The sequence below is a fragment of the Acinetobacter towneri DSM 14962 = CIP 107472 genome (assembly GCF_000368785.1).
Taxonomy (GTDB): Bacteria; Pseudomonadota; Gammaproteobacteria; order Pseudomonadales; family Moraxellaceae; genus Acinetobacter; species Acinetobacter towneri.
Genome location: NZ_KB849695.1, coordinates 38963 through 62929, shown reverse-complemented (window position 1 = coordinate 62929; position 23967 = coordinate 38963). Strand labels below are relative to the sequence as shown.

Here is a 23967-nt window from a genome sequence, read left to right as displayed (position 1 = left end):
TTATGATGACTGAGTCGAATTCTAGCACCTTCACTAAACCTGAATTGCCAATGCACATTCAAACCATTCGTGAATATTTACCCCATCGCTATCCGTTTTTATTGGTAGACCGCATTGTAGAAGTCACTGATAACGGTATCGTGGGTTATAAAAACGTATCTATCAATGAAGAATTCTTGCAAGGACACTTCCCGAATTATCCGATCATGCCGGGTGTTTTAATCGTTGAAGCGATGGCACAAGTGTCGGGTATTTTAGGTTTTATCATGAATAATGAGAAACCGAGCGCAGGTTCTTTGTTCCTTTTTGCAGGCGCAGAAAAAGTTCGATTTAAAAAACAAGTCGTTGCAGGCGATCAACTTGTATTAAAATCTGAATTAGTTATGCAAAAACGAGGCATTTACAAATATAATTGTATCGCCACCGTTGATGGCGTCGTCGCAGCAACCGCGGAAATTATGGTTTCGCATCAGAAAACAGAGCAAGCATGAGCAATAACCCACTCATTCACCCAACCGCTATTATTGACTCATCTGCAGTAATCGCTTCAGATGTCACGATTGGTCCATACTGTATTATTGGTCCAAATGTAACGATTGGTGAGGGTACAAAACTTCATTCGCATGTGGTGATTGGTGGTTACACCCGTATTGGTCAGCACAATGAAATTTTCCAGTTCGCCAGCGTAGGTGAGGTCTGTCAGGACTTAAAATATGCAGGTGAGGAAACTTGGCTAGAAATTGGTGATCACAACAAAATTCGTGAACACTGCAGTTTGCATCGTGGTACGGTGCAAGACAATAGCCTGACCAAAATTGGTAGTCACAACTTACTTATGGTCAATACGCATATCGCACATGACTGTATGGTGGGTGATCACAATATTTTTGCCAATAACGTGGGTGTGGCAGGTCATGTGCATGTTGGGGATTATGTGGTTGTCGGTGGAAACTCTGGTATTCACCAATTCTGTAAAATTGACTCTTATAGCATGATTGGTGGTGCATCGCTTATTCTTAAAGATGTGCCTGCGTATGTCATGGTTTCTGGTAATCCTGCACATGCATTTGCAATGAATGTGGAAGGAATGCGTCGTAAAGGCTGGTCGAAGGATGTGATTCAAGGTCTTCGTGAAGCCTTTAAACTCATTTACAAATCTGGATTAACCACTGAGCAAGCCATTCAGCAAATTCGCATTGATATTTTGCCAAATGTGGCAGAAGCGCAGCGTTTAATTGATTCTTTAGAGCAATCTGAACGTGGTATTGTGCGTTAAGCTTTGAGTTTGTCGAATGCGGCAAGCTTCAGAATATTAAAAGACATCCTCGGATGTCTTTTTTATTGGCTTATTTAAAGAATCTTGCTTCTTCAGACTTTGGGTATTGGCTCAGAATTTTACTTTTGTATTGCGCTGCCAAAGCAGGTTTGTGATCTACATCTTGCGCAATACTATATAAACGATATAGGGCACTTGATGCTTTTGCAGATTGAGGGTACTTGGTTGCTACAATTTCAAAATTCTTTTTGGCTTCGCTGTAATTGGTCGGTTCAATCGCTAAATTAAACTCAGCTAACCAAAAATAAGCATTGCTGATATACACACTGTTTGGGTGGTTTTTAATAAAGTTTTGCATGGGTGCAATGGCTTTTTTAGCACCACCTTGTTTATAGGCATCCAATGCAACAGTATAGGCTGCTTTTTCTAGCTCAATATTGGTATTTAAACCTTGAGCTGTTGGGCTAACATGCGTTGTATTTTGCGCAGATTGCGGGGCATTGCTATTTAACTGGTTGTTGCTGGTGACTGGGTGCAGTATCCTTTTGGTTATCCTCCTCAGCGGTAGGAGTAGATTCAGGGTCTATTTTTTGCTGGAGCAGTTCTAGACGTTGATCTAAATCGGTATAGCGATTTTGCAATTCATGTTTGAGCTGCGCAATTTCATTGTCTTGTTCTTCAATTTTGCCGCGTAACTGGCGGATGTCATTTTCAAGTTGCTGGTTTTTTTGCATCAACTGCCAATTGATATTGGTGGGTACATTGGCAGTTGCCATATTACTCGTTGCAATCGCAGGGCTATTGGCATACCTAGCACTGCTTTGGCTGAGATTGTGGCTTTCAATTGGAATATTGGCAAATATAGGCGTTGAGCACAGTAGGGCAAGAGCACAAAGTGCATCCTTTTTTAGCATAATTGAACATCCATCTTAATCTTGTGTAGGTGAGTCCTTGTAAGCATATTGGACTCAACCTGTTGATTTGGTCATTTTCCACATTTAAAACGTCCACGCGTGGAATTGCAATAAGCTTTTACAAACTTATCATCAATCTCAGCGCAATATGGGTAAATCTAGGATTTAAATCTCGAAATAATTTTATGATGGGTTAGTTAGACTAAATTTTAAATGACGTTATTCTATAAATGTCTTCAATTGTTTTTAAAATAATCAATTGGATAGCATTATAAAAGGAAATACAGAACAACGCTTGCAAGTTTGTTAAAAATCTCTATACTCTGTTTTTGCAATGGTAGCCCTGCTGGTTACTTCGCAATTGTACTCTACGAACCCCGTCAGGACCGGAAGGTAGCAGCGGTAGTGGAACTATGATGTGCCGAAGGCTTGCTGGTAGGGTTGCCACCAGTTTTGAAATAATAATTCTATTTATCTTCTACTTATTTTGATCTTATATCCACTATTTTAAAAATCCTGCTCTTTCCTACGAATTGCTTTCATAATCGCATCCATATCAAAGCCCCGATACTGTAAAAAACGAATTTGTTTGGCTTTAAGTTTTGGCTCGTTTGCGACTTCTGTGCCGAATTTTTTCACTTTCAGTTGATAGGCTTGTTCTGCCCAATCAGTTTCTTTAAGTTCTTCTGAAATTAAACTGCTATCCACTTTTTTGTTTTTAAGAGCCATTTTAATACGATTTGGCCCTTTACCTTGCCGCTTTTGGCTAGCCAGTAACATTTCTGCTAGGCGTTGATCACTCTGATAATTTTCACGTGCCAATTCATTGACTAACTCAATCACTTCATCACGGTTTTCTGCATATAAAGCCAGTTTTTCAATTAAGTCATTTTTAGAATATTCTTTACGCGTTAAGACAGCAAAGGCGTAGCTGCGTAGACGAGAACCTGTTAGTCCTGGGCGTTTGTTTTGCTGTTCGTCTTGGTCTTCATTGTGATTGTGTTCTTGATCATCAATGGCTTCCGTATGAGCAGGGTATTGTTTATTAATGTTAGGCGCAGAATTTGAGGCAAAATGCAGGGCAGACGTTGTTTCGGAATATATCTGCTCAGTTCGGCTACATGATTGCTCATCTTCGCCAAATTGTTGTTTTAGCGCAGCGTAATCAATCAGTTTGGGGAATTTGTCTTCAGGCATGGTAATGCTTCCATATACAATAAAACGCTCCGTAGAGCGTTCTATTTAATTCAGTTTGTTGTGTTCATATTAGCGCATGCTTTAAACATCAAGTAAGTCGAATTCTTCTTCGTCTTTATCTTCTACAGGTGCAGCTTGACCTGTCGTGAGTAGTTGTTCACGAATAATCGCTTCGATGCCTTTAGCAAGCTCTGGATGTTCTTCAAGATGGCGAATGGTGTTGTTTTTACCTTGACCAATTTTATCGCCTTGATAAGAATACCAAGCACCAGCTTTTTGCACGATATTTTGTTGAACAGCTAAATCGACCAGCTCGCCCAAATGGTTAACACCTTTACCGTAAAGAATTTGGAACAATGCTTCTTTAAATGGAGGTGCCATTTTGTTTTTCACAACTTTGACTTTGGTTTCAGAACCAATAATCTCGTCACCTTCTTTCACTTGACCTACACGGCGAATATCTAAACGAACAGAAGCATAGAACTTCAATGCGTTACCACCAGTTGTGGTTTCTGGGCTACCAAACATTACACCAATTTTCATACGAATTTGGTTAATGAAGATCACCATACAGTTCGAGCGTTTGGCATTACCTGTGATTTTACGCAAGGCTTGGCTCATTAAGCGTGCTTGTAAGCCCATGTGTGAGTCACCCATTTCGCCTTCAATTTCGGCACGAGGGGTTAAGGCAGCTACGGAGTCGACCACAATCATGTCGATAGCGCCAGAGCGTACCAACATATCGGCAATTTCAAGAGCTTGTTCACCGTTGTCTGGTTGCGATACTAAAAGATTGTCAATATCTACACCAAGTTTACGTGCATATTGAGGATCAAGCGCGTGTTCGGCATCAATAAAGGCACAAGTTCCACCAGCTTTTTGACATTCTGCAATGGCTTGCAAGGTCATAGTCGTTTTACCTGATGATTCAGGGCCGTAAATTTCAATGATACGACCTTTAGGTAAGCCACCAATACCCAATGCAATATCTAGGGTCAATGAGCCTGTAGATACGGCTTCTACCGCTTGCACAGTGTTGTCACCAAGACGCATGACTGTGTTCTTACCAAATTGTTTTTCAATCTGGCTTAACGCAGCGTTTAACGCCTTGCTTTTATTCTCATCCATCTTACAACCTCAATACGATGTCACGAAACAATATACTCAAGTGGATGCATTTACTTAAATCTTTTCCACATGCAATATAGTGACAGAATTTGTCCTGTAGTTCTATTTATATCACGGGCTGTGCGACAGCCTGTGACGCTCTATTTAATCATCATTATATGACCAAAATTGGTCAAATTGCTGATCATTCTCTTGTTTAAATTTGCTGATGTCACGACGGTCTTTTTTACTTGGTCGATGATCAGGTCGTGCTAGATTATGCAACTTTCTTTGGGTCGCAATCAATTCCCTGCGTGCAATACTCACTTCAGTTTCTTCATAAAGTTGCTGAGCGACAGGGGCAGGGCCGCGTACGCCGGATAATGCCTTGACCAATACGGTTTTCTTATCAAAACCTTGTTGAATGGTCAGCTCAGTTCCCACACGAATTTCTTTGGAAACTTTAACGCGCTCGCCATTGTGATGTACTTTGCCGCCTTCAATGGCAGCTTTTGCAATAGAGCGGGTCTTGAAAAAACGTGCAGCCCATAGCCATTTATCAATTCGGATCGTTTCAATGGCTTCGTGGGACGAAGTTTTAGGCATATTTTTGAGTGTCCTCAAATTGTTCTAAGACAGGAATTAAATCTGTTAATTGGTGCAACATAGGGTAATTACAAGTCTGACGCGTAGGTTTTGCTGAGGATGGCTGGGCAATACTATATAAGTGTCCAATCCCAAAGGCTTTAGCACCATTAAGCACCTTTTCGGTGTCATCTATAAAATAGCAATCTTCAGGATTAAATGCATGTTGTTGTTGCAATGTTTGCCAAAATTCAACGCGCTCTTTGGCATAACCAATACTTTCAGAACTAACAATCACTTCAAAATACTTTGCTAAACCTGTATGTGCTAATTTAAAGTCTAAACCTGCACAATCGGCATTGGTGGTGAGCCAAATGTGATAGCCATTATTTTTTAAATATTCCAGTAACTCGATAGCTTGTGGACGCAACGTGACTTGATCTTTATATTCAAGTTGCATCGCAAGCATATCTACACCCACTTTAGCCGTCCAAAAACGTGAGGAATACCACTCTAAGGTGTGGCTATGCGCTTGATAAAAAATCGTATAAAATTTCTTTGCTGCGCTCTAAAGAACAGGCGTGTAATTCTGCATAGCGAATAGGCAGTTGTTCATTCCAAATAAAATCATCATAAGCGAGATCTAACAGCGTTCCGTCCATGTCAAACATGATGATATTTTTGTGCATTTAGACATCCTAAACCATAAAGCAATTGCCAAAAGGCAAATAAAACTGGCTCATTTAAACATGCTTGAGGCATAACTCAAAATGCTGTCTGATTATTCGCCAAATTGTGCTAGGCTAAATAAATAAGCACTGTACATGCGTTGCATATAAATTAGGTGAGATGGGGCAGTTGTAAAAAGTAACTGTAGCGTTCACAAAAACAATTTTTTTGACATATTTCTGTATTTGTTTGTCTGTACAAGCATAGAAATTGAATGGTAAATTTTTTAAATTAGGGAGCTAGTAATGGCTGAACAACAGTATTTAGATTTAAAACACTTAGATAAACAACTCGATGAGTTTGAGAAAAAGAAGAAAAAAATTAAGAAAATGCGTATCGGCTATAAATTATTTGCGCATTTAATGGGCGATGAAAAATTCGCCCATCATGTTTCAGAGTCGGCATTAAACCCAGATAAACGTAGTTATCGTAAAGTCAAAATTAAAATCACCTCAGATGAGGGAGAGTTAACTTTTCTAGAAAAGGATTGATTAATTTTTTGATTTAAAATTCTAGTGGTTTTGATTATGTATACAAATTTGTGTACCTTTAAATCTGGCCCGATTGATGCAGATCGGGCTTTTTTATACCTTAATTCTATGAATGGTTCAACCTGAATTAGAATCCTTTTATAAGTCGAAATTTGATCATAAATGATCAGTAAAATTAGTATTGAAAGTCCCTTCTTTTACGCCATGTATTGCTCAGGATGAGGAATATATTCCGCAAGTGGATGAGGGGATTCTTATAAAAAACCTCTCCCTGAGGAGCATGCTCCGCAAGTCTCCTAAAAGGAAAGAGAATTTCCTTTGCAGTGATTCAAAAATGATTTAAGAAAGAATCTTTTTAAATAAAATGCATCAAGTTGTCATAATCTGCACTTAAGCTATTCAGCAAACTCAGTGAAATGTAATAGGTCGTGTTTAGTCTATTTCAATATAAGTTCTGTGTATAAATGTGGCAAGGTGCGCTCAAATGTTACGCTTTAACTATCAAAAGAGGCATGAATATGACAGAACGATACCTGAGAATATTGACAATTTTTCATGATTAAATAAATTTAAAAGGAATTGTGATGTCTATTTTAGGAATTGCCATTACCACTATTTTGGGTTTATTGGGTATTGCTGCAATTATTATTGGTTTTTTTGGTGGTGAAACTTATTTGGTGATTGTGGGTATTTTATTATTGGTTAGTGGTGCACTCACTTTATCGATGTTTAAAAAAAGATTATCCAATCCATTTAAAGATTAATTAACTAAGCACTCAATAAATAAAAAACTCAAGTAAAAATGAATTGCCTTGACACATAAAGTCTTGATTTAGCATATCTAGCCACTAAATTTTATCTACGCATCAGCCGTAAATTTTATTACAATGTTTTTATGAAAGTAATGAAAAATTAGACCTTTAGATACAGTCTAAAAAGGATAGTTATGTTTATAAAAACAACAGCGCCAACGCATACTTTAATTTTACAGTTGCTGCCAATCATGCAGCAGGCGTGTGAAATTTTAAATCAGGAATTTCAAGATTATTGTTCAGGTGCTGCTTTTGATGTAGAAAAGAAAACCGATGATTCTCCTGTTACGCAAGCCGATTATCGAGTCAATTATTATTTAATGCAGGCTTTGGCAAAAATCTCCAATTTACCTATCTTGTCAGAAGAAGGTGAGCAAGACCAACGTCAGCAATGGCAGGAGTTTTGGTTGCTTGATCCTTTAGATGGCACGAAAGAGTTTTTACATCAACGTCCTGAATTTACCATTAATTTAAGTTTAATTTGTGGTGTGCAAACAACTTTTGCAGTACTTGCAGTACCAGGCGAGCAAACTATTTATTTTTGTCCTGAACAGGGTATGCCATTGAAATATCATATTTTAACTCAGCAATGGTATCTCTATCAGTCTGAACCCACGGTAACATCTTCAGTTCTAAAAATTGGATTAAGCCACAGTAGTCAAAAAAAATCACACTATGCAGACTATTTAAAAAGCTTGGCGCAGTTGACCAATTTTGAAGAACTAAAAGCAGGTAGTGCTTATAAATTCTGCATGATTTTGGAAGATCGTGTCGATATTTACCCACGTTTTCATCCGACTTCTGAGTGGGACACCAGTGCAGGACAATGTTTATTGGAACGAATAGGTGGTGGATTGGTCGATTTTCAGGGGCGGGCATTTTTATATAATCAGCGCGATACATTGTTAAATGGTGGTTTTATCGCCTATAAAAATACGCAGATGAAACAGATTGCCTTACAAGCACTTGGACTTATGGCGAAGTCAGATTGAGCAAAGTGCTGAACATGGTATAGTGTCAAGCAACCAAGTTAAAATTTTGGCTAGATCATGGCATTAGAACTACTCCCTGCAAGTATGCTTAAAGCAATTGATTTATTGCCTGATGCTCAGACGCCTGTGACTTTGTTTACCCGTCATTCTATTCGTGAAATTGTCGTTGGTCAGGGTTTGGCTGGCTATAATTTACAATTGACCGAACAAGGTCGCGATTTAGCCGAAGCATGGGGAGGCTACTTGGTTGGAAATACAGATCGGGTGATTCAACACTGTATTTCAAGTCCTATTCAGCGTTGTGTCGATACGGCTGCTTTAATGATTCGCGGGGCAGATGGCATTACCCTCGAACCCAATACCCATCACATTGAAATTATAGAACAAGGTTTATTGGTTGAACCAGGAAGCTTTGTACTTGATATCAAGCAGGCAGGCCCATATTTTCAGAAACAGGGTGCTTTAGGCTTTATTAATAGTTTTGTGAACAATGCTTTGCCCGGAATGAAACATCCGATTCATGGTGTCGTGGATGTCCTTGAGCTGATTTATAACACCCATCCAACCAACCAATACGGACTGAGTTTGGCTGTGAGTCACGATACGATTTTGGCCGCAATTATCGCGGTGATTTCTGGACGTAATGAAGTCACACAAGCTGATTGGCCAGACATGATGGAAGGTTTATTTGTTTGGTTTGAAGGCGATGAGTTTTTAGAATCCAAGCTAAAATGGATTTGGCGCGGTCAGATTCACACTTTAGATATCTCGCAATTTCGTCAGAAAGTTTAAGCAGAACATTGAACGCATGTTCTAGTGCTATCCATTCAGTGCGATAGAATACCGTCTGTCAGAAATTAAAAAAATAATTTAAATTTTATTCTCTTTTTTTCCTTCAATTTATGCAGTCGTGAGTGCAAACTCGATCAAATATTGTCTAACAATCTGTGTGCTGTTTTAAGGATTCGCTGATTTTTATAAAGAAAAATTAATAAAACTGTGTTGAAAATATAAAGTGATATGAAACTTGAGAATTGCATAATTTTATTCATCTATTTAATATGAAAATACAAACCATTGAAAAATATGTGTTTATTTTTATATTTTTTTGTCATAAATTGACATTGGGGTGGAATAAATAATGAAAAGTGTGACTCGGTTTTCGCTTAGTCTATTAAGTGTATGTATATTATCATCCATGCTTGCCGCATGTGGTGGTGGCGGTGGTGGCGAGGGAGATACCGCTGGGAATTCAAATCAAGAAAATCCAACACCATTGGAAATTCCTCAGCAACCACCTGTGGGTAATGTGGCTAATCCTTATCCTGAACCTAAACAAGATGTCATCAATCAATCGGTACTCGGGTTTTATGATTACAACGCTAATTCTGAATCACGTGAAGTGCGTAATGATTTAGATGGTGATTTTCAGGCAATGATTCAATTTGCTCAAGGGCATGTGGTTGATCCGAATGGTAACGAGGCGAAAAAATGCCACGTTTGACCGCAGAAAAAGAAGCATTATTATTGGTTACACCAAATCAGGGCATGGACAATATCGACACTTTGCAGCTTGAAGTGTATCAAAATGAACGCTTGTTACGTCGTGTTGCTTTACTTGATCCAACCCAGATTCCTGCTTCAGACCAGAGCAATCAAGATGGTCGTGCTGAGGTGTTGTATAGTAAGCGTGCGTGGTCGGCTAAATTAAATTGGGATGAAGTACGTCCCGGTTTAAAGCTGCGTTTGGTCGATTCTAAAAACCGTACTGGTGCACTCGAAGCAGAAAAAATTGATTTTGCCGCACCGGGTGAATTGGTACTCAATAATATTCGTATCGGTCTACTAACTGCACCACCGAAATCGGGCGGGCATTATATGTTATTAGAGCCTGAAAAAGCGGGTACCGATTATTTCCAAACCATTCCTGCGGCACAAATGACCGTGGCAAAATATGATGACATTCAGCTAGATCGAGTGATGGTCGCCAACGGCACGATTTACGATACCCAAAGTGCGGGTGAAGGTGGTGTCTAGCCGGAGGACATGCGGGAAAATACTGCAAAATCGACCTTTAGTGTAGGAATTAACTTGGCCAACTGGGGGGTGACCAGTGCCTCGATGTTGAGTCATCAACAGCCACAACTTACACAAACTGTAATTGCCCATCATGCACGAGGTAAATATACAAATGGTGATCAAACGCATGGTTTAAGTGGCGGTAATGGTATGTTGACCCTGTATGATTCTGTGGGCAACGAGTTTAGCCATGAAATTGGGCATCATTATGGTCTTGGGCATTATCCGGGTTCACAAGGTGAAAATATGTTCTGGGCTGCACACCATGCAGACAGCGGTTGGGGCTATATTGCGTATCGTAATAAAATGCGTGGCAACTTGGCGTGGCATACTCGAAACTTGGGTGATGGCAAAAATGGTGTGCCTAACTTCCTGAAACAATATGCTTATGGTTGGGATGCGATGTCAGGTGGTGCAACCAACAGTAGCATTTCGCGTTATACCCATTACACGGGTTACAGTACCCATATTCGGATTCAACCCCACTTTGGGGCGCGACATGTTTGGGATGAAAGCTCACCAAGTGGTTATAAAATTTGGAATAAAGACACACGCCAAATGGAAGTGGTTTATCCAAAAGTACCAAGCTCCAATCAGGTTTGGTACAACAGTGCCGATGGATATTATTTAAAACCGCGCTTATTTGGTGTGCCTGTAATTACTATTATTGGCGGATATGATCCTGAAACTCAGCAAGGTGTGTTGTATCCTGCTGCACGCAGTAACTGGGGTAATGTTTATAATTTACCTGTGGCAAATCGTGCTGCTGAAAATGCCGCATGTTGGTTAGATGTTCAATATGCCAATCGTAATCAGAACGTGGCATTGGCACCTAACCGTATGACCAGCAATGCCAATAAACTGCATGTCAATTTAGCACTTGCTGAGCAGCCAAAACAGGTGAATTTATACTGTAAAAAAGCCAATCATGCCGAGAAGTTATTATCGACACTGAATATTCCGCAATATAGCGATAGTATTCAACCTGCGGTAAAAATTGGTCGTACACATGGCTATGAAGCTTTAAGAAAAGTTGAAATGCCTGATTTTCAGAAGCAGTTGGAAGCGCAAGCCAGTCAAGCTGTGGTGGCTTTAAAACCTGCTGCACAACTATTGTATGATTCTTATGCAGATTATCGTCAAGAGCTAAGTGCAACTGCACAGCAACAATTACAGCGTTATGAACAACAGCAAAATACGATTTATCGTTTAAACCGCTGGATGAATGTTTATCGTGCCGATTTAGAAAAGACTAAGCCTGAAGCGGAAACAGCATTGCACAATTTTGTGGAGCGATTGGGTTTAGGCAATGAAAATATTGTGGCTGAAGCAACACTAATGAAAAACAGAAATAACTGTTTGAAAGTTGAAACTTTGGCGAGTGGTCAGAAAAATGCTTACATTAGTGGAGCAAGTGGCTGTACAGGCGATGCAACTGAGCAGTGGATTTATGATGGTTTGGGGCGTATTCACAGCAAAGCAGAAATGGATCAGTGCTTAACCAACAACGGCAATGTGGTCTCACTTGCAAGCTGCAGTACATCTAAAGACAGTCAGGTCTGGGAAATGCACACAGCTTCGGGAACGATTCGTCAGGGGAATCAGTGCTTTGATTTAGAGCATGGCTACCTAAAAGAAAACCGCGCGCGTTTAATTCGTTATGGTTGCACAGGTGGTGCGAATCAGCAATGGACGCAATTAAAGGCTAATAACAGTTTGCAACTGGCTTATTTAAGTCCACAAAATTTACGACTGATGCTGAAATAATTCTTCGTCTGAATTATTCATCTTCATTAATTTAAAACACCTTTTGACCAGTTCAGGAGGTGTTTTTTATTTTATGGTGGCAGGTGTATTTGAAGTGATGTAATTGGCGTGCAGAAACTAAAGATTGCTTAATTTGATAAATTATCGAAACAGCAGGCACAAAAAAAGCCCTTAACGGGCTTCTTTTGTTTAACACTTAGTTAGAAGCTAAAGCTTTAACTTGAGCGTTTAAACGGCTCTTATGACGAGCTGCTTTGTTCTTATGGATGATGCCTTTATCAGCCATACGGTCAATTACTGGAACAGCTTTTTTGTAAGCTTCAGTAGCAACCGCATAATCACCTGCAGCAATAGCAGCGATTGTGCGTTTTAAATAAGTACGAACCATAGAACGTAAGCTTGCGTTGTGTTTACGTGCTTTAACGTTTTGACGAGCACGTTTTCTAGCTTGAGCAGAGTTTGCCACTCGTGCACTCCTTGAAATAGATTGGTCTGGGCGGGCTGCAATTACTTCCGAAAACCAACATCAGAAGAATTATCACCAGCCCGTAAACAAGTGCCATATTTTGATGAAACTAGACAGTTAAGTCAAGTCTTGACATGCTTTGACAACATTTTAGCTGCAGAAAAATCAGAAAGAAACAGGTAGATTAGCTTTAAGCCTCAGAGATTGTTTAAAAAATGACAAATTCTATTCAAAATGCAATTGTAATTGGTGGGAATGGTTTAGTTGGGCAGCAATTGGTCAAACAGCTTAATCAGCTGCCTGAATGTAAAAATATCACCGTTGTTTTGCGTAGACCTTGCTCGGAATTAAATCGCTTAGAAAAAGTCCAGACGTTACTCCTCGAAGACTTTTTATTGCTCAATGATGAAGATGTGAGCGGTTATAGTCATGCATTCAGTTGTTTAGGCACAACCTTAAAAAAGGCAGGCTCAAAGCAGGGATTTTATGCTGTGGACTATACCATCAATGCACATTTTGCCGAATTATTGCAGGCGAAGGGTACGCATTACATATTGGTCAGTGCTTTGGGAGCAGAAGCCAAATCAGCCGTATTTTATAATCGTGTCAAAGGTGAGCTAGAACAATATATTGAAAGTTTGGATTTAGACAAAGTATCAATTTTGCGTCCATCTTTATTATTGGGTGAGCGCAACGAACAACGGCGTTTAGAAGATTTAGGACAAAAGCTGTATCTTAAAATATCACGATTTATTCCCGATCATTTTACATATAAGCCAGTAAGTGCTACGCAAGTGGCTCATACTATGGTCGAGGCAGCGCAATCGCAAATTCATAAATTCCAAATTTATGATAATTTACAAATACAAAAAACCAAGTAAAAGGGGAACAACGTGTCTACAGTACCATTCGTAACTTGTGACTTATTAGATGACCATCCAGAACATGACCTTCAAGTGGTGATTCCATCTTTGGATGGCAAATTTTTCAAAAGTTACGGTGCACGTAAAACTTTTGGCGGTCAAATTGTGACTGTAAAGTGCTTTGAAGATAACTCGCGTGTAAAAGAGTTGTTGGCAACCGATGGCACGGGCAAAGTTTTGGTGGTAGATGGTGGGGCATCTATGCGCTGTGCCTTAATGGGGGACTTGATTGCTGAATCTGCAGTGAAAAATCACTGGAATGGCGTGATTATTTACGGCTGTGTACGTGATGTCGATGCAATTGCAGCACTTGATTTAGGCGTACATGCTTTGGCTTCAATTCCACAAAAAAGTAACCGCAAAGGCGTGGGTGAAGTAGATGTGAGTTTGCATTTTGGACAAGTCACTTTTAATTCGGGCGATTATGTCTATGCCGATAACAACGGTATTATTGTGGCAAAAGAAAAGTTGGTCGATTTATAAGCGGTTTGATGGCGCAGTCATCAAATTGCTGAGCACATCACAAGGAAAACAAAATGGTGCATCATCAAATTAAAGTCATTCAGGCAGTGGCATCTATGCTTACCGAAGGTGGACGTGGAGTGAATGGGACAGCATTTCCCAAGCAACCCGAAAAAGCCTTAAAGTTATATGAGTTTGAAGGTTCACCATTTTGCCGTCGTGTACGCGAAGTCATGACCTTGTTAAATTTGGATTATGAGGTTTATCCATGCCCCAAAGGCGGCACAAAATATCGACCTTTGGTGAAACAACTGGGTGGTAAAACTCAGTTTCCATTTTTAATTGATGAAAATACAGGTGATCAGCTCTATGAATCACAGCAGATCATTCATCATTTATTCAAACATTATGGCAAAAGTGGAAAAACGCCAAAAAAATACGCGCATTTTCCTAAAATTCCTTATGTTGCACTTGCAGGCACGTTATTGAATGGTGCACGTGGTGTGTGGATTAACCAGAAAATTGTAGAGCGCGCTGCACCTGAACAACTGATTGAACTGTGGGGTTTTGAGGGAAGTCCTTATACACGTGTAGTACGTGGTGTATTGACTGAACTGGAGTTGCCATTCAAATTTCATAATGTAGCCAAAGAGCGTTGGCAAGATCAAGGCTTGGCAAAATTACGTTTAAAACCGGGTAAATATGTGCCACTGGCAGGTGGTAAGCGTGAGCAGGTATTAAAAGTTATGGGTGATAATATTCAAGTCCCATTTTTAATCGATCCAAATACCCAGACTCAGCTTTTTGAATCGGCCAAGATTGTGAAGTATTTACAGCAAACTTATGGCAAATAAGCTTTAAGTCATTTTTTGATTGTTATAAAAGCATCTTCAAGATGCTTTTTTACATTTGGCAGGATGCAAAATATGCATCATTATAAATAGCCTAAGCAAAGTGGGGTTGAAACACTGACTTATAACATCAGGGGAGCATAAATCACCCTGATCAGTTGCATCTATTTTAGTGAAGCATTTAAACTCTGCAGCATTCACTTTGATTTCGCCAATTTATAGGTTCAAAATGTTCAGCAAACTTACAGGGTTGTTTAAAAATAAAGCCAATCTCGAAGAAATTGCCTATTTAGAAGCACAGAATATTCAATGGGATGCGGAACAAGGCTATATTGTCGATGGTATTTTGCTTAACGATGTTTTGGCAGAGCGTTTAAATTATTTATCCAACCGCCGTATGCAGCAGTTTGATGATTTGGCACAGCTGTATTCTACAGCTATGATTATCAATGAAAAAATTGATCTGGAAATTGCGCAACAGCGTTTTAACACAATGCTTGGTAATACCGAAGAAAACTTACTGGAATTTAAAGCGATTGTTAAAAAATTGAATGATTATTATCGACAGTTTTTACGTGATCAAAAGTAAAGAGGCGTGTGTATCAAACTTTAAAGCTCGCTGTTTTATAAAATTTTGCAATTAAATACGCTGTAATGGTGGATGAAAAAAATTACGTAAAACCGTCAATTCATCGTGCTAGTATAAGCCCCATGTTGTTTAGACCCTAAAGCTATATACATGTTCCAACACGAAATTTCCCAACTCAATTTAGCACAACTGAAAGCTGGCGAAAAACGCTGGATTGGTAATCTACAAGGTTCTGCCGCAGCATTATTATTTAAAGAAATTGGTCAGCAGAATCAGCATTTATTTGTGATTGTCGCGCGCAATCAACAACATTTGGCGCAGTTAGAAAGCGAATTAGAATTTTACGGGGTAAAACCGACTATTTTCCCCGATTGGGAAATTTTGCCTTATGACCGCTTGTCACCGCATCAAGATATTGTGTCGGAGCGTTTGGCGATTTTATCCAATATGCCGCAGCAAGGTGTATTGTTGGTTTCGGCAACCACTTTGGCACAACGTGTTGCACCAACCTCATGGGTGTTAGGCGAGCATTTCGATATTCGTGTTGGGCAAAAGTTTGCTTTGGAACAACAAAAACAGCGTTTGGTACAAGCAGGCTATCATCTGGTCGATACAGTCTATGATCATGGTGAGTTTGCTGTGCGTGGCAGTATTATGGATATTTATGCTTCGGGACAGGAAGCACCCATCCGTATTGATTTATTTGATGATGAAGTTGAAACCTTAAAGTTTTTTGATCCAGAAACGCAGCGTACCACCCAAAGTTTGCAGAATTTTACGGTTTTACCCGCCAAAGAATTTCCATTAAAAGAAGGTCGTGCGATTTTCCGTGACCGCTATGCAGAAAGTTTCCCAACGGCAAACCCGAAAAAGAACCCTGTGTATCAGGATGTGTTAGAAGGCATTGCATCGCCTGGTTTAGAGTTTTATTTTCCGTTATTCTTCACTCAAGCACAGCTTGAAGGTCAAAATACATTACTTTCATACTTACCAAAGCATTGCATTGTCATTACAGATAAGGCGGTGGATGACTGTTTAACTCAATTTTGGAAAGATGTGCTGTATCGTTATGAGGACAGACGTCATAACATCGACCAGCCGATTTTGCCGCCTGAGCAATTATTCCTACAACCAAATCAATTATTAGAACAACTGAATCAATTTGGACGTGTGATTGCATCGCCCGAAGCTTTTGAGCAAAAAGCAGGTGTAGTGAACTTAAGCACACTTGTACCACCACGTTTGGCGGTTGATCCTAAACAAGAACAACCCTTTCATGCCGTTAAGCAATATATTGATGCGGCCAATCATCCTGTTTTATTGGTGGCAGAAAGTGCAGGTCGTCGTGAAACCTTAAAAGATGCGTTGCGTGCCGCTTTGGGTGAAATTCCACAAGTGGAGAGTTTTGAGGCATTTCAGCAGTCTTTACAAGCCATTGCGATTACCAATGCACCTTTAGATCGCGGCTTGGTCATTCAAGATCAATTGAGTGTAATCTCAGAAAATCAGTTGTATGAACATCGTATGGTGCAGCGCCGTCGTAAACGTCAGCAGGAAGTTTCTGAAGAGTTTTTAATTCGCAGTTTGACCGAGTTAAGCATTGGTGCACCTGTGGTACATATTGATTATGGCGTAGGGCGTTATGCAGGTTTAATTACTTTAAATATTGATGAGCAAGAGCATGAGTTTTTACAACTTGATTATGCCGATGCTGCAAAAGTGTATGTACCTGTTACCAATTTGCATTTAATCAGCCGTTATAGCGGTGGTGATCCAGACCTTGCGCCTTTGCATAAATTAGGCACAGATGCATGGAATAAAGCCAAACGCAAAGCGTTGGAACAAATTCACGATGTGGCAGCAGAATTACTGCATATTCAGGCACGTCGTCAATCTAAACCGGGTTTTGCTTTTGAGTTGGATCATAGTCTTTATATGCAATTTGCCAGTGGCTTTGCTTATGAAGAAACCCTAGACCAAGCCAATGCAATTGAAGCGACTTTACATGACATGCAACTGGCAAAACCAATGGATCGTTTGGTCTGTGGTGATGTTGGTTTTGGTAAAACCGAAGTCGCCATGCGGGCTGCATTTGTCGCGGTACAGAATAATAAACAAGTCGCGGTATTGGTTCCGACCACATTGTTGGCACAACAGCATTATGAATCTTTTAAAGACCGTTTTGCCGACTGGCCTGTGCGTATTGAAGTCTTATCGCGTTTTGGTTCAAGCAAATCTCATCAAAAAACCATTGAAGATTTAGCTGAAGGCAAAGTCGATATTGTGATTGGGACGCACAAAATTCTGCAAGAAAATATTCAGTTCAAGCAGTTGGGTTTAATGATTGTCGATGAAGAACATCGTTTTGGGGTGCGTGACAAAGAACGTATTAAAGCGCTGCGCGCCGATGTGGATATGCTGACTTTAACCGCAACGCCAATTCCACGTACCTTAAATATGGCATTTAGCGGTATGCGCGATTTATCCATTATTGCCACACCACCTGCACGTCGTTTAGCGGTAAAAACCTTTGTGCAAGAGCATACAGGCGATACGGTGAAAGAAGCCATTTTACGTGAATTGTTACGTGGTGGTCAGGTGTATTTCCTGCATAATGAAGTAGAAACCATTGAGCGTAGTGCTGAAACCATTCGTGAATTGGTACCAGAAGCGCGGGTTGCAGTTGCGCATGGGCAAATGCGCGAGCGTGAATTAGAGCAAGTCATGCAGCAGTTTTATCATAAAGAATATAACGTGTTGGTTTGCTCAACCATTATTGAAACAGGGATTGATGTTCCAAATGCCAATACCATTTTAATTGAACGTGCAGATAAACTCGGATTGGCGCAGTTGCACCAACTACGTGGTCGTGTTGGACGTTCGCATCACCAAGCTTATGCGTATTTGCTGGTACCTTCCATTAAGGGCTTAAAAGGCGATGCTGAAAAACGCTTGGATGCGATTCAGCGTGCCTCAACTTTGGGTGCAGGTTTTATGTTGGCAACCGAAGACTTGGAAATTCGTGGTGCGGGCGAATTACTGGGTGAGCAACAAAGCGGTTCAATGCAAGCTATTGGTTATAGCCTGTATATGGAAATGCTGGAAAAAGCCACCAAAGCCATTCAAAAAGGTAAAACCCCTAACTTCGATGCACCATTGTCTTTAACTGCAGAAATCAACCTGCACATGCCTGCTTTAATTCCAGATGATTATTTGGGCGATGTGCATCAGCGCTTATTGTTCTACAAACGCATTAGTAATACCGATACTCAAGAAAAGCTTGATCATATCCGTATGGAATTGATTGACCGTTTTGGTATTCCACCACAAGCGGTGAAACAATTATTTGCTGTACATCAACTGCGTTTAAAAGCAGAGCAGTTGGGCATCACTAAAATTGATATTAGTACAAATGGCGGTCATATCGAATTTTCACCAGATACACCTGTGCAAGCCATGAGCATCATTCAAATGATGCAAAAACATCCGACCTATTTCCGTATGGATGGTGGACAGCGTTTAAAAGTGATGGTGATGTTGGAGGAAGCTGAAAAGCGGATTCAATTTATTGCCGATCTATTAAACAGCCTGCTAAAAACTTTGCACAGCTGAGTTTAAAAATGCAAATTGATCCAAATATCATATCGGTAAATTTATGAATATTTGCTAAGAAACCTCTGATTCTATAATGAATATTATTCATGATGAATTTGGTTAAAATTGCACTTTATTTACATCGAAACATGATGGGAATCATACTCAGTTCACTAGGGATGTGATAGTATTACCCATCATTACAATTTGCGTCATTTATAAAGATATGTTTAGTTTGCATCCACAACTTGCTCAAGATACTTTTTTTGTAGGCGACTTTCCTCTGTCAACATGTCGTTTAATGAATGATATGCAATTCCCTTGGTTAATTCTAATTCCACGTGTGCCAGGGGTTACAGAACTATACGAATTAAGCCAGGCAGACCAAGAACAATTTTTACGTGAATCTAGCTGGTTATCTAGCCAATTATCACGTGTATTCCGTGCCGATAAAATGAATGTGGCGGCTTTAGGTAATATGGTTCCACAATTGCATTTTCATCACGTCGTGCGTTATCAAAATGATGTGGCTTGGCCTAAACCAGTTTGGGGTACGCCAGCTGTACCATACAGCAATGAAGTTTTGGCTCACATGCGTCAAACCTTGATGCTTGCTCTGCGTGGTCAAGGCGATATGCCATTTGACTGGCGAATGGATTAATTGAAATGAATTGCCACGCAGCATGCGTGGCTTTTTAATCCTAGATTGGAGTAGGCCGCGGTGTTCATGTACAATTGGATGGAAAGAGATCCCAAACAATTCGAATTTCTGCATCGTTTAGTCGGGTATGCAAGTTTATCCCTGATTATGGTGGTCTATCACTACACCTACGCCGATACCAATTATCAAATTTACCTTCCGTTTTTTCTTACTTTTTTATTACTGATAATTCCTAAATTTTCGCGTTGGCTGCAATATAAATATAGTCATCAAGCCAAGCGTAATATCCTGTTTATTATTGATATTGTGGTAGTCGCAGTATGTTTGTCTGCGGTACATCTGAATTTGGTACTTACTTTTGCCGCTTTATTTGCGCTGCTATATACCGCCATTTATATTAAAGTTTCTTTCTTTTTGGTGGCATTGGCATCCTTATTGGCGGTCACAGTTTTTTATTTTTGTAATATTTTTATTTTTGGTTTTAACGAATATTTTGAACAAAGCAGTACCGAACTTACGATTTTAGCCTTTTTATGTATGATCTTTTACTTTGGCATGGGCAGTGCCTATCAGGCACGTCGTATCCGCTATACCACGGCAAAGAAAGACCATTACTACACACAAATGAACCGCTATATGGAATTTGCGAATCAGCTTAGTCGCTATGCACCTTTGCAGTTGTGGCAATCGATTATGAAAGGTGAGTCGGAAGCGAAAATTGAATATAAACGTAAAAAAATGACGATTTTCTTTTCTGATATTCAAGGCTTTACTGAACTTTCTGAAACACTAATTCCAGATGATTTAGCATTCCTGCTCAATGATTATTTAAGCCACATGACCGAAATTGCCAAGCAATATGAAGCGACGGTGGATAAGTTTATGGGTGATGCGATTTTAATTTTCTTTGGTGATCCAAATACGCAAGGTGTTGAACAAGATGCTAAAACTTGTGTAGAGATGGCTATTGCGATGCGTCAGCAAATGAAATTGTTACGCGAACGTTGGGTTAAAATGGGCTATCCGCCTTTACATATTCGTATGGGTATCAGTACAGGATATTGCCACGTTGGGAACTACGGTGCAGCACATCGGATGGCATATACCATTGTTGGGCGTGATGCTAACTTAGCTGCGCGTTTGCAAAGTGCGGCCGAAGTTGATGAAATTTTACTTTCAGATGACACTTATAAACTGATTAAAAATGATTATTTGTGTGCTCCGAAAGCACCGATCTTTTTAAAGGGGATTCAAGGTCCTGTAAAAACTTGGCAAGTGATGGAAAAATATGCGGCCAGCAAGTCGGATTATCAGCGTTGGTTTGACTACGAATATAAAGGTTTTCATTTGTTGCTTAATTTGGATGAAGTGCAGAATTTTGAATATCCTGAGCTAATTACCGTATTAGAAAAAATGATTAAAAGAATTCAAACGCAGCAAAAGCTGACCAACTCACAGGGCATTGTAAAACTTAATCTTGAAGATGAAGTGATTGAACATCCACCTGTTGAAGAAATTGCCAAAACTCATATTCCTGAAAAACACTAAAATTTTTCTTATAATGTAGATCTCGTTTAACTTTTAAATCCTCAAAAATTTTAAATCTAAAGTTGTGCAATAAAAAAAACTGCGCCGTAGCGCAGTTTTTTAGAATTAGCATCATTTTATGATTAATGATTTTCTGAAGCATGGTTAATGGTGTATTTTGGAATTTCGACTTCCAAGTCTTCATTGACCACTTTAACCTGACAAGATAAGCGTGAATCAGGCTCTAAACCCCAAGCACGGTCTAATAAGTCAGCTTCAACATCATCCATTTCTTCTAGGCTGTCAAAGCCTTTACGAACAACAACGTGGCAAGTGGTACATGCACAAGACATATCGCAAGCATGTTCAATTTTAATGCCATTTTCAAGTAAGCTTTCGCATAAGTTGGCATTTTGTTCGACTTCAAACTCAGCACCTTCTGGGCAGAATTGCGCATGTGGAAGTACTTTAATACGTGGCATAATCTTTACCTTAAATTAGTTTGAGTTTGACCAGTCGTCGAGTTTAGTGCCTTTAAGTGCTGTATCAATATGTTGATTCATACGAATTGCAGCAAAAGCATCACTGTGTATTTTAAGCTGTTCAACAGCATGTTCAATGGCTTTAATGTCTTGTCCAGTCAATTCGGCTTCCAACTGCGCTTTGGCAGTATTTAAAGCTTCTAATTGTTCTGGGCTTAATAGTTGTGCATCTACTTTTAAGGCTTGTTGTAAAGCTTCAAGTTCACGTTGTGCTTCAACTTTGGTTTCATGCAAATGACGCAATTGCTTGTCTTCTTCTGCATATTTGAAACCATCTAGCAGCAAACGCTCGGTATCTGCTTCAGATAAACCATAAGATGGCTTGATGTCGATATTTGCAGTCACACCAGAAGTGGTTTCTTTAGCAGAAACACTGAGCAAGCCATCAGCATCGACTTGGAACGTAACTTCAATGCGTGCCTGACCCGCAGTCATTGGTGGAATACCGTGTAGCACAAAACGACCTAAGCTACGACAATGTTCTACCAAATCACGCTCACCTTGTACCACATGAATCAACATGGCAGATTGGCCATCTTGATAAGTGGTAAATTCTTGGCGACGTGCTACAGGAATTGCAGTATTGCGTGAAATTAAGCGTTCCACCAAACCGCCCATGGTTTCTAAACCCAAAGACAGTGGGGTAACGTCTAATAGCAACGAACCATCTTTGCTGTTACCAATTAGTTGATTGGCGGTAATTGATGCACCAATTGCAACCACTTCATCTGGGTTAATTGTGCATAATGGTTCTTGATTAAATACTTCACGAACAGCTTTTTGCACGGCATAAGAACGTGTTGAACCACCAACTAAAACTACATTTTGAATGTCATCTAGGTCAAGTTTGGCATCGCGTAATACACGTTTGCATACACTAATGGTTTTATCTAAAGCAACCTGAATAATACTTTCAAAGTTTGCGCGGTCTAATTGCAGCGTGTGCTCTAACAGTTTTAATTCAACACTTTCTGCATTGCTGAGCGCTTCTTTGGCTTTACGTGCAGACACAATAAAGTGTGCATATTCTGCATCATCTAAACTTTCAATATTCAGCTGTTTTTTTGCCCATTTTACAATCAGACGATCTAAGTCATCACCACCTAAAGCAGTGTGGCCGCCTGTGGCTAAAACTTCAAAAACACCTTGAGAGAAACGTAAAATAGAAACGTCAAACGTACCACCGCCCAAGTCGTAAATCACATAGTTACGGTCTTGAGCCAAGTTGGTGTCTTGATCTAAACCGTAGGCAACCGCTGCTGCAGTCGGTTCATTCAATAAACGCAATACTTTTAAACCTGCAAGCTCGGCAGCGTCACGTGTGGCTTGGCGTTGAGCTTCATCAAAATAAGCAGGAACAGTAATCACTGCACCATTTACAGGGTTTTGTAAGCTGGCTTCTGCGCGGTCTTTGAGTTGTTTAAGTAATTCTGCCGAAATTTCAACAGGTGTTTTACGGCCTTGAGCTGTTTCAAAAGCAGGCATTTGATTGTCTTCACCCACTAACGTGTATGGATGTTGAAATTTAATGTCCGCTTTAGAACGACCCATAAAACGCTTGACTGAAACAATCGTGTTTTTAGGGTCTGTAGTAATAAATGGCGCAGCAGCATTGCCATAATGTGTATTTTGCTCTGCATAATGGACGATAGAAGGCAGTAGCACGCGACCTTGCTCATCATGCAAGACTTTGGCTTTACCAGAAAGAACTGTGGCAACCAATGAATGAGTGGTGCCTAAGTCAATGCCAATCGCAATGCGATGTTCATGCGGTGCACTTGATTGACCTGGTTCTGCAATTTGCAAGAGCGCCATTATGTAAAATCCTTTGCCCGTTAAATATTAAAATACAAACTAAAATTAAAAATCATCGTCTAAATCAAAACTGTCATCATCAAGGAAACGATCTTCAGCTTTGTCTAGGTCAGCCATAACTTTCATGAAAAAGCGTAATTTACGCACAGTGTCACGCGCTTCTGCCCAATCTTCTTCGGCATAGTCAATTTTAAATTCACGGACTAAGCCATCAACCCATTGTTGTACTTCAACCTTTAATGACTGTAAGTCATCGGCACAGTTGGCATCATCCAATTGCTCACGAATTTCCAAGGCATCTTGTAAAAATTCAAAGTCATGGATGGATTGATCGAGATGATAATCTTGCTTTTTCAATGAGAGTAAATATGCAGCACGACTGTCTACCGCAGAGAGTTGTTTAAACGCCTGATTAATTTTACTAGATTTAATCAAGGCTTGATCTTTGTCTTCGGCTTTGTCGGGGTGATATTGCTGCTGTAGCTTTAAAAATTCAGCTTTTAAAGTAGCGAAATCAATATCGAGTGCAACAGGAAGATTAAACAACTCAAAATGATTCATGGGAGATGGAATCCGCGATTAGTGTGC

20 protein-coding genes, 1 other RNA gene and 3 pseudogenes are annotated in these 23967 nt (G+C 39.9%); 15 read left to right on the top strand and 9 right to left on the bottom strand.

What is annotated here, in order from left to right; all coding sequences use genetic code 11:
- Window positions 1-2: 2 nt before the first annotated feature.
- On the top strand, window positions 3-491 hold the full coding sequence (gene fabZ, locus F947_RS13025; protein ID WP_004976697.1) for a 3-hydroxyacyl-ACP dehydratase FabZ: 489 nt from the start codon (window positions 3-5) through the stop codon (window positions 489-491).
- The gene (gene lpxA / locus F947_RS13020; protein WP_004976696.1) at window positions 488-1276 is read left to right on the top strand and encodes an acyl-ACP--UDP-N-acetylglucosamine O-acyltransferase; all 789 of its coding nucleotides are present in this window, start codon (window positions 488-490) and stop codon (window positions 1274-1276) included. Before fabZ ends, lpxA begins: the two co-directional genes overlap by 4 nt.
- A 70-nt stretch (window positions 1277-1346) precedes the next feature.
- Here the strand turns inward: lpxA and F947_RS13015 are convergent.
- Window positions 1347-2193: pseudogene (locus F947_RS13015) on the bottom strand (YbgF trimerization domain-containing protein).
- Window positions 2194-2534: 341 nt separating this feature from the next.
- Here F947_RS13015 and ffs point away from each other — a divergent pair.
- Window positions 2535-2631: signal recognition particle sRNA small type (gene ffs / locus F947_RS14415), an RNA gene on the top strand.
- Between the two features lie 66 nt (window positions 2632-2697).
- Here ffs and F947_RS13010 read toward each other — a convergent pair.
- The 4 genes and pseudogenes from F947_RS13010 to F947_RS12995 all read right to left on the bottom strand — a co-directional run bounded on the left by F947_RS13010 (window position 2698) and on the right by F947_RS12995 (window position 5768).
- Window positions 2698-3387: a regulatory protein RecX gene (locus tag F947_RS13010; RefSeq protein WP_004976693.1), complete on the bottom strand. Its 690-nt coding sequence runs from the start codon at window positions 3385-3387 to the stop codon at window positions 2698-2700.
- Window positions 3388-3468: 81 nt separating this feature from the next.
- On the bottom strand, window positions 3469-4515 hold the full coding sequence (recA, locus tag F947_RS13005) for a recombinase RecA (protein ID WP_004976691.1): 1047 nt from the start codon (window positions 4513-4515) through the stop codon (window positions 3469-3471).
- Window positions 4516-4659: 144 nt separating this feature from the next.
- The gene (locus tag F947_RS13000; RefSeq protein WP_004976690.1) at window positions 4660-5100 is read right to left on the bottom strand and encodes an RNA-binding S4 domain-containing protein; all 441 of its coding nucleotides are present in this window, start codon (window positions 5098-5100) and stop codon (window positions 4660-4662) included.
- Window positions 5093-5768, bottom strand: a pseudogene (locus tag F947_RS12995) (HAD-IA family hydrolase). The gene F947_RS13000 and the pseudogene F947_RS12995 overlap by 8 nt, the downstream one beginning before the upstream one ends.
- 285 nt (window positions 5769-6053) lie before the next feature.
- Here F947_RS12995 and F947_RS12990 point away from each other — a divergent pair.
- The 5 genes and pseudogenes from F947_RS12990 (at window position 6054) to F947_RS12970 (ending at window position 11949) form a co-directional block, all read left to right on the top strand.
- A complete protein-coding gene (locus F947_RS12990; protein WP_004976684.1) occupies window positions 6054-6299 on the top strand; it encodes a hypothetical protein in 246 nt (81 codons plus the stop codon).
- Window positions 6300-6883: 584 nt separating this feature from the next.
- Entirely contained in the window at window positions 6884-7063 is a 180-nt protein-coding gene (locus tag F947_RS12985) for a hypothetical protein (protein ID WP_004976682.1), read from the top strand.
- Between the two features lie 182 nt (window positions 7064-7245).
- Complete coding sequence (locus F947_RS12980; protein ID WP_004976680.1) at window positions 7246-8103, top strand: 3'(2'),5'-bisphosphate nucleotidase CysQ family protein; 858 nt, start codon at window positions 7246-7248, stop codon at window positions 8101-8103.
- A 57-nt stretch (window positions 8104-8160) separates the two neighbouring features.
- Window positions 8161-8895 carry a histidine phosphatase family protein gene (locus F947_RS12975; RefSeq protein WP_004976677.1) on the top strand — a complete coding sequence of 245 codons (735 nt, stop codon included), beginning with the start codon at window positions 8161-8163 and terminating at the stop codon, window positions 8893-8895.
- Window positions 8896-9244: 349 nt separating this feature from the next.
- Window positions 9245-11949 (top strand): annotated as a pseudogene (locus tag F947_RS12970) (M66 family metalloprotease).
- A 196-nt stretch (window positions 11950-12145) separates the two neighbouring features.
- Here the strand turns inward: F947_RS12970 and rpsT are convergent.
- A complete protein-coding gene (gene rpsT / locus F947_RS12965) occupies window positions 12146-12415 on the bottom strand; it encodes a 30S ribosomal protein S20 (RefSeq protein ID WP_004976669.1) in 270 nt (89 codons plus the stop codon).
- Window positions 12416-12630: 215 nt separating this feature from the next.
- Between rpsT and F947_RS12960 the strand changes: the two genes are divergently transcribed.
- The 7 genes from F947_RS12960 to F947_RS12930 all read left to right on the top strand — a co-directional run bounded on the left by F947_RS12960 (window position 12631) and on the right by F947_RS12930 (window position 21043).
- Complete coding sequence (locus F947_RS12960; RefSeq protein ID WP_004976668.1) at window positions 12631-13296, top strand: Rossmann-fold NAD(P)-binding domain-containing protein; 666 nt, start codon at window positions 12631-12633, stop codon at window positions 13294-13296.
- Between the two features lie 12 nt (window positions 13297-13308).
- Complete coding sequence (gene rraA, locus F947_RS12955; protein WP_004976667.1) at window positions 13309-13821, top strand: ribonuclease E activity regulator RraA; 513 nt, start codon at window positions 13309-13311, stop codon at window positions 13819-13821.
- Between the two features lie 53 nt (window positions 13822-13874).
- On the top strand, window positions 13875-14654 hold the full coding sequence (locus F947_RS12950) for a glutathione S-transferase N-terminal domain-containing protein (RefSeq protein ID WP_004976665.1): 780 nt from the start codon (window positions 13875-13877) through the stop codon (window positions 14652-14654).
- Between the two features lie 226 nt (window positions 14655-14880).
- Window positions 14881-15240, top strand: coding sequence for a hypothetical protein (locus F947_RS12945; RefSeq protein WP_004976663.1), 360 nt, complete (start codon window positions 14881-14883; stop codon window positions 15238-15240).
- Window positions 15241-15390: 150 nt separating this feature from the next.
- Window positions 15391-18852 (top strand): transcription-repair coupling factor, encoded by a 3462-nt coding sequence (gene mfd, locus F947_RS12940; protein ID WP_004976662.1) that lies wholly within the window; start codon window positions 15391-15393, stop codon window positions 18850-18852.
- A gap of 208 nt (window positions 18853-19060) precedes the next feature.
- Complete coding sequence (locus F947_RS12935) at window positions 19061-19495, top strand: HIT domain-containing protein (RefSeq protein WP_004976660.1); 435 nt, start codon at window positions 19061-19063, stop codon at window positions 19493-19495.
- 66 nt (window positions 19496-19561) lie between these two features.
- Window positions 19562-21043 carry an adenylate/guanylate cyclase domain-containing protein gene (locus F947_RS12930; protein ID WP_004976658.1) on the top strand — a complete coding sequence of 494 codons (1482 nt, stop codon included), beginning with the start codon at window positions 19562-19564 and terminating at the stop codon, window positions 21041-21043.
- A 122-nt stretch (window positions 21044-21165) separates the two neighbouring features.
- Here the strand turns inward: F947_RS12930 and fdx are convergent, their stop codons facing one another.
- The 3 genes from fdx to hscB are packed head-to-tail and all read right to left on the bottom strand — an operon-like array spanning window position 21166 to window position 23940.
- Window positions 21166-21504 (bottom strand): ISC system 2Fe-2S type ferredoxin, encoded by a 339-nt coding sequence (gene fdx, locus F947_RS12925; RefSeq protein WP_004976656.1) that lies wholly within the window; start codon window positions 21502-21504, stop codon window positions 21166-21168.
- Between the two features lie 15 nt (window positions 21505-21519).
- Window positions 21520-23379 (bottom strand): Fe-S protein assembly chaperone HscA, encoded by a 1860-nt coding sequence (gene hscA, locus F947_RS12920; RefSeq protein WP_004976654.1) that lies wholly within the window; start codon window positions 23377-23379, stop codon window positions 21520-21522.
- Between the two features lie 45 nt (window positions 23380-23424).
- The gene (gene hscB / locus F947_RS12915) at window positions 23425-23940 is read right to left on the bottom strand and encodes a Fe-S protein assembly co-chaperone HscB (protein WP_004976652.1); all 516 of its coding nucleotides are present in this window, start codon (window positions 23938-23940) and stop codon (window positions 23425-23427) included.
- Window positions 23941-23967: the final 27 nt, after the last annotated feature.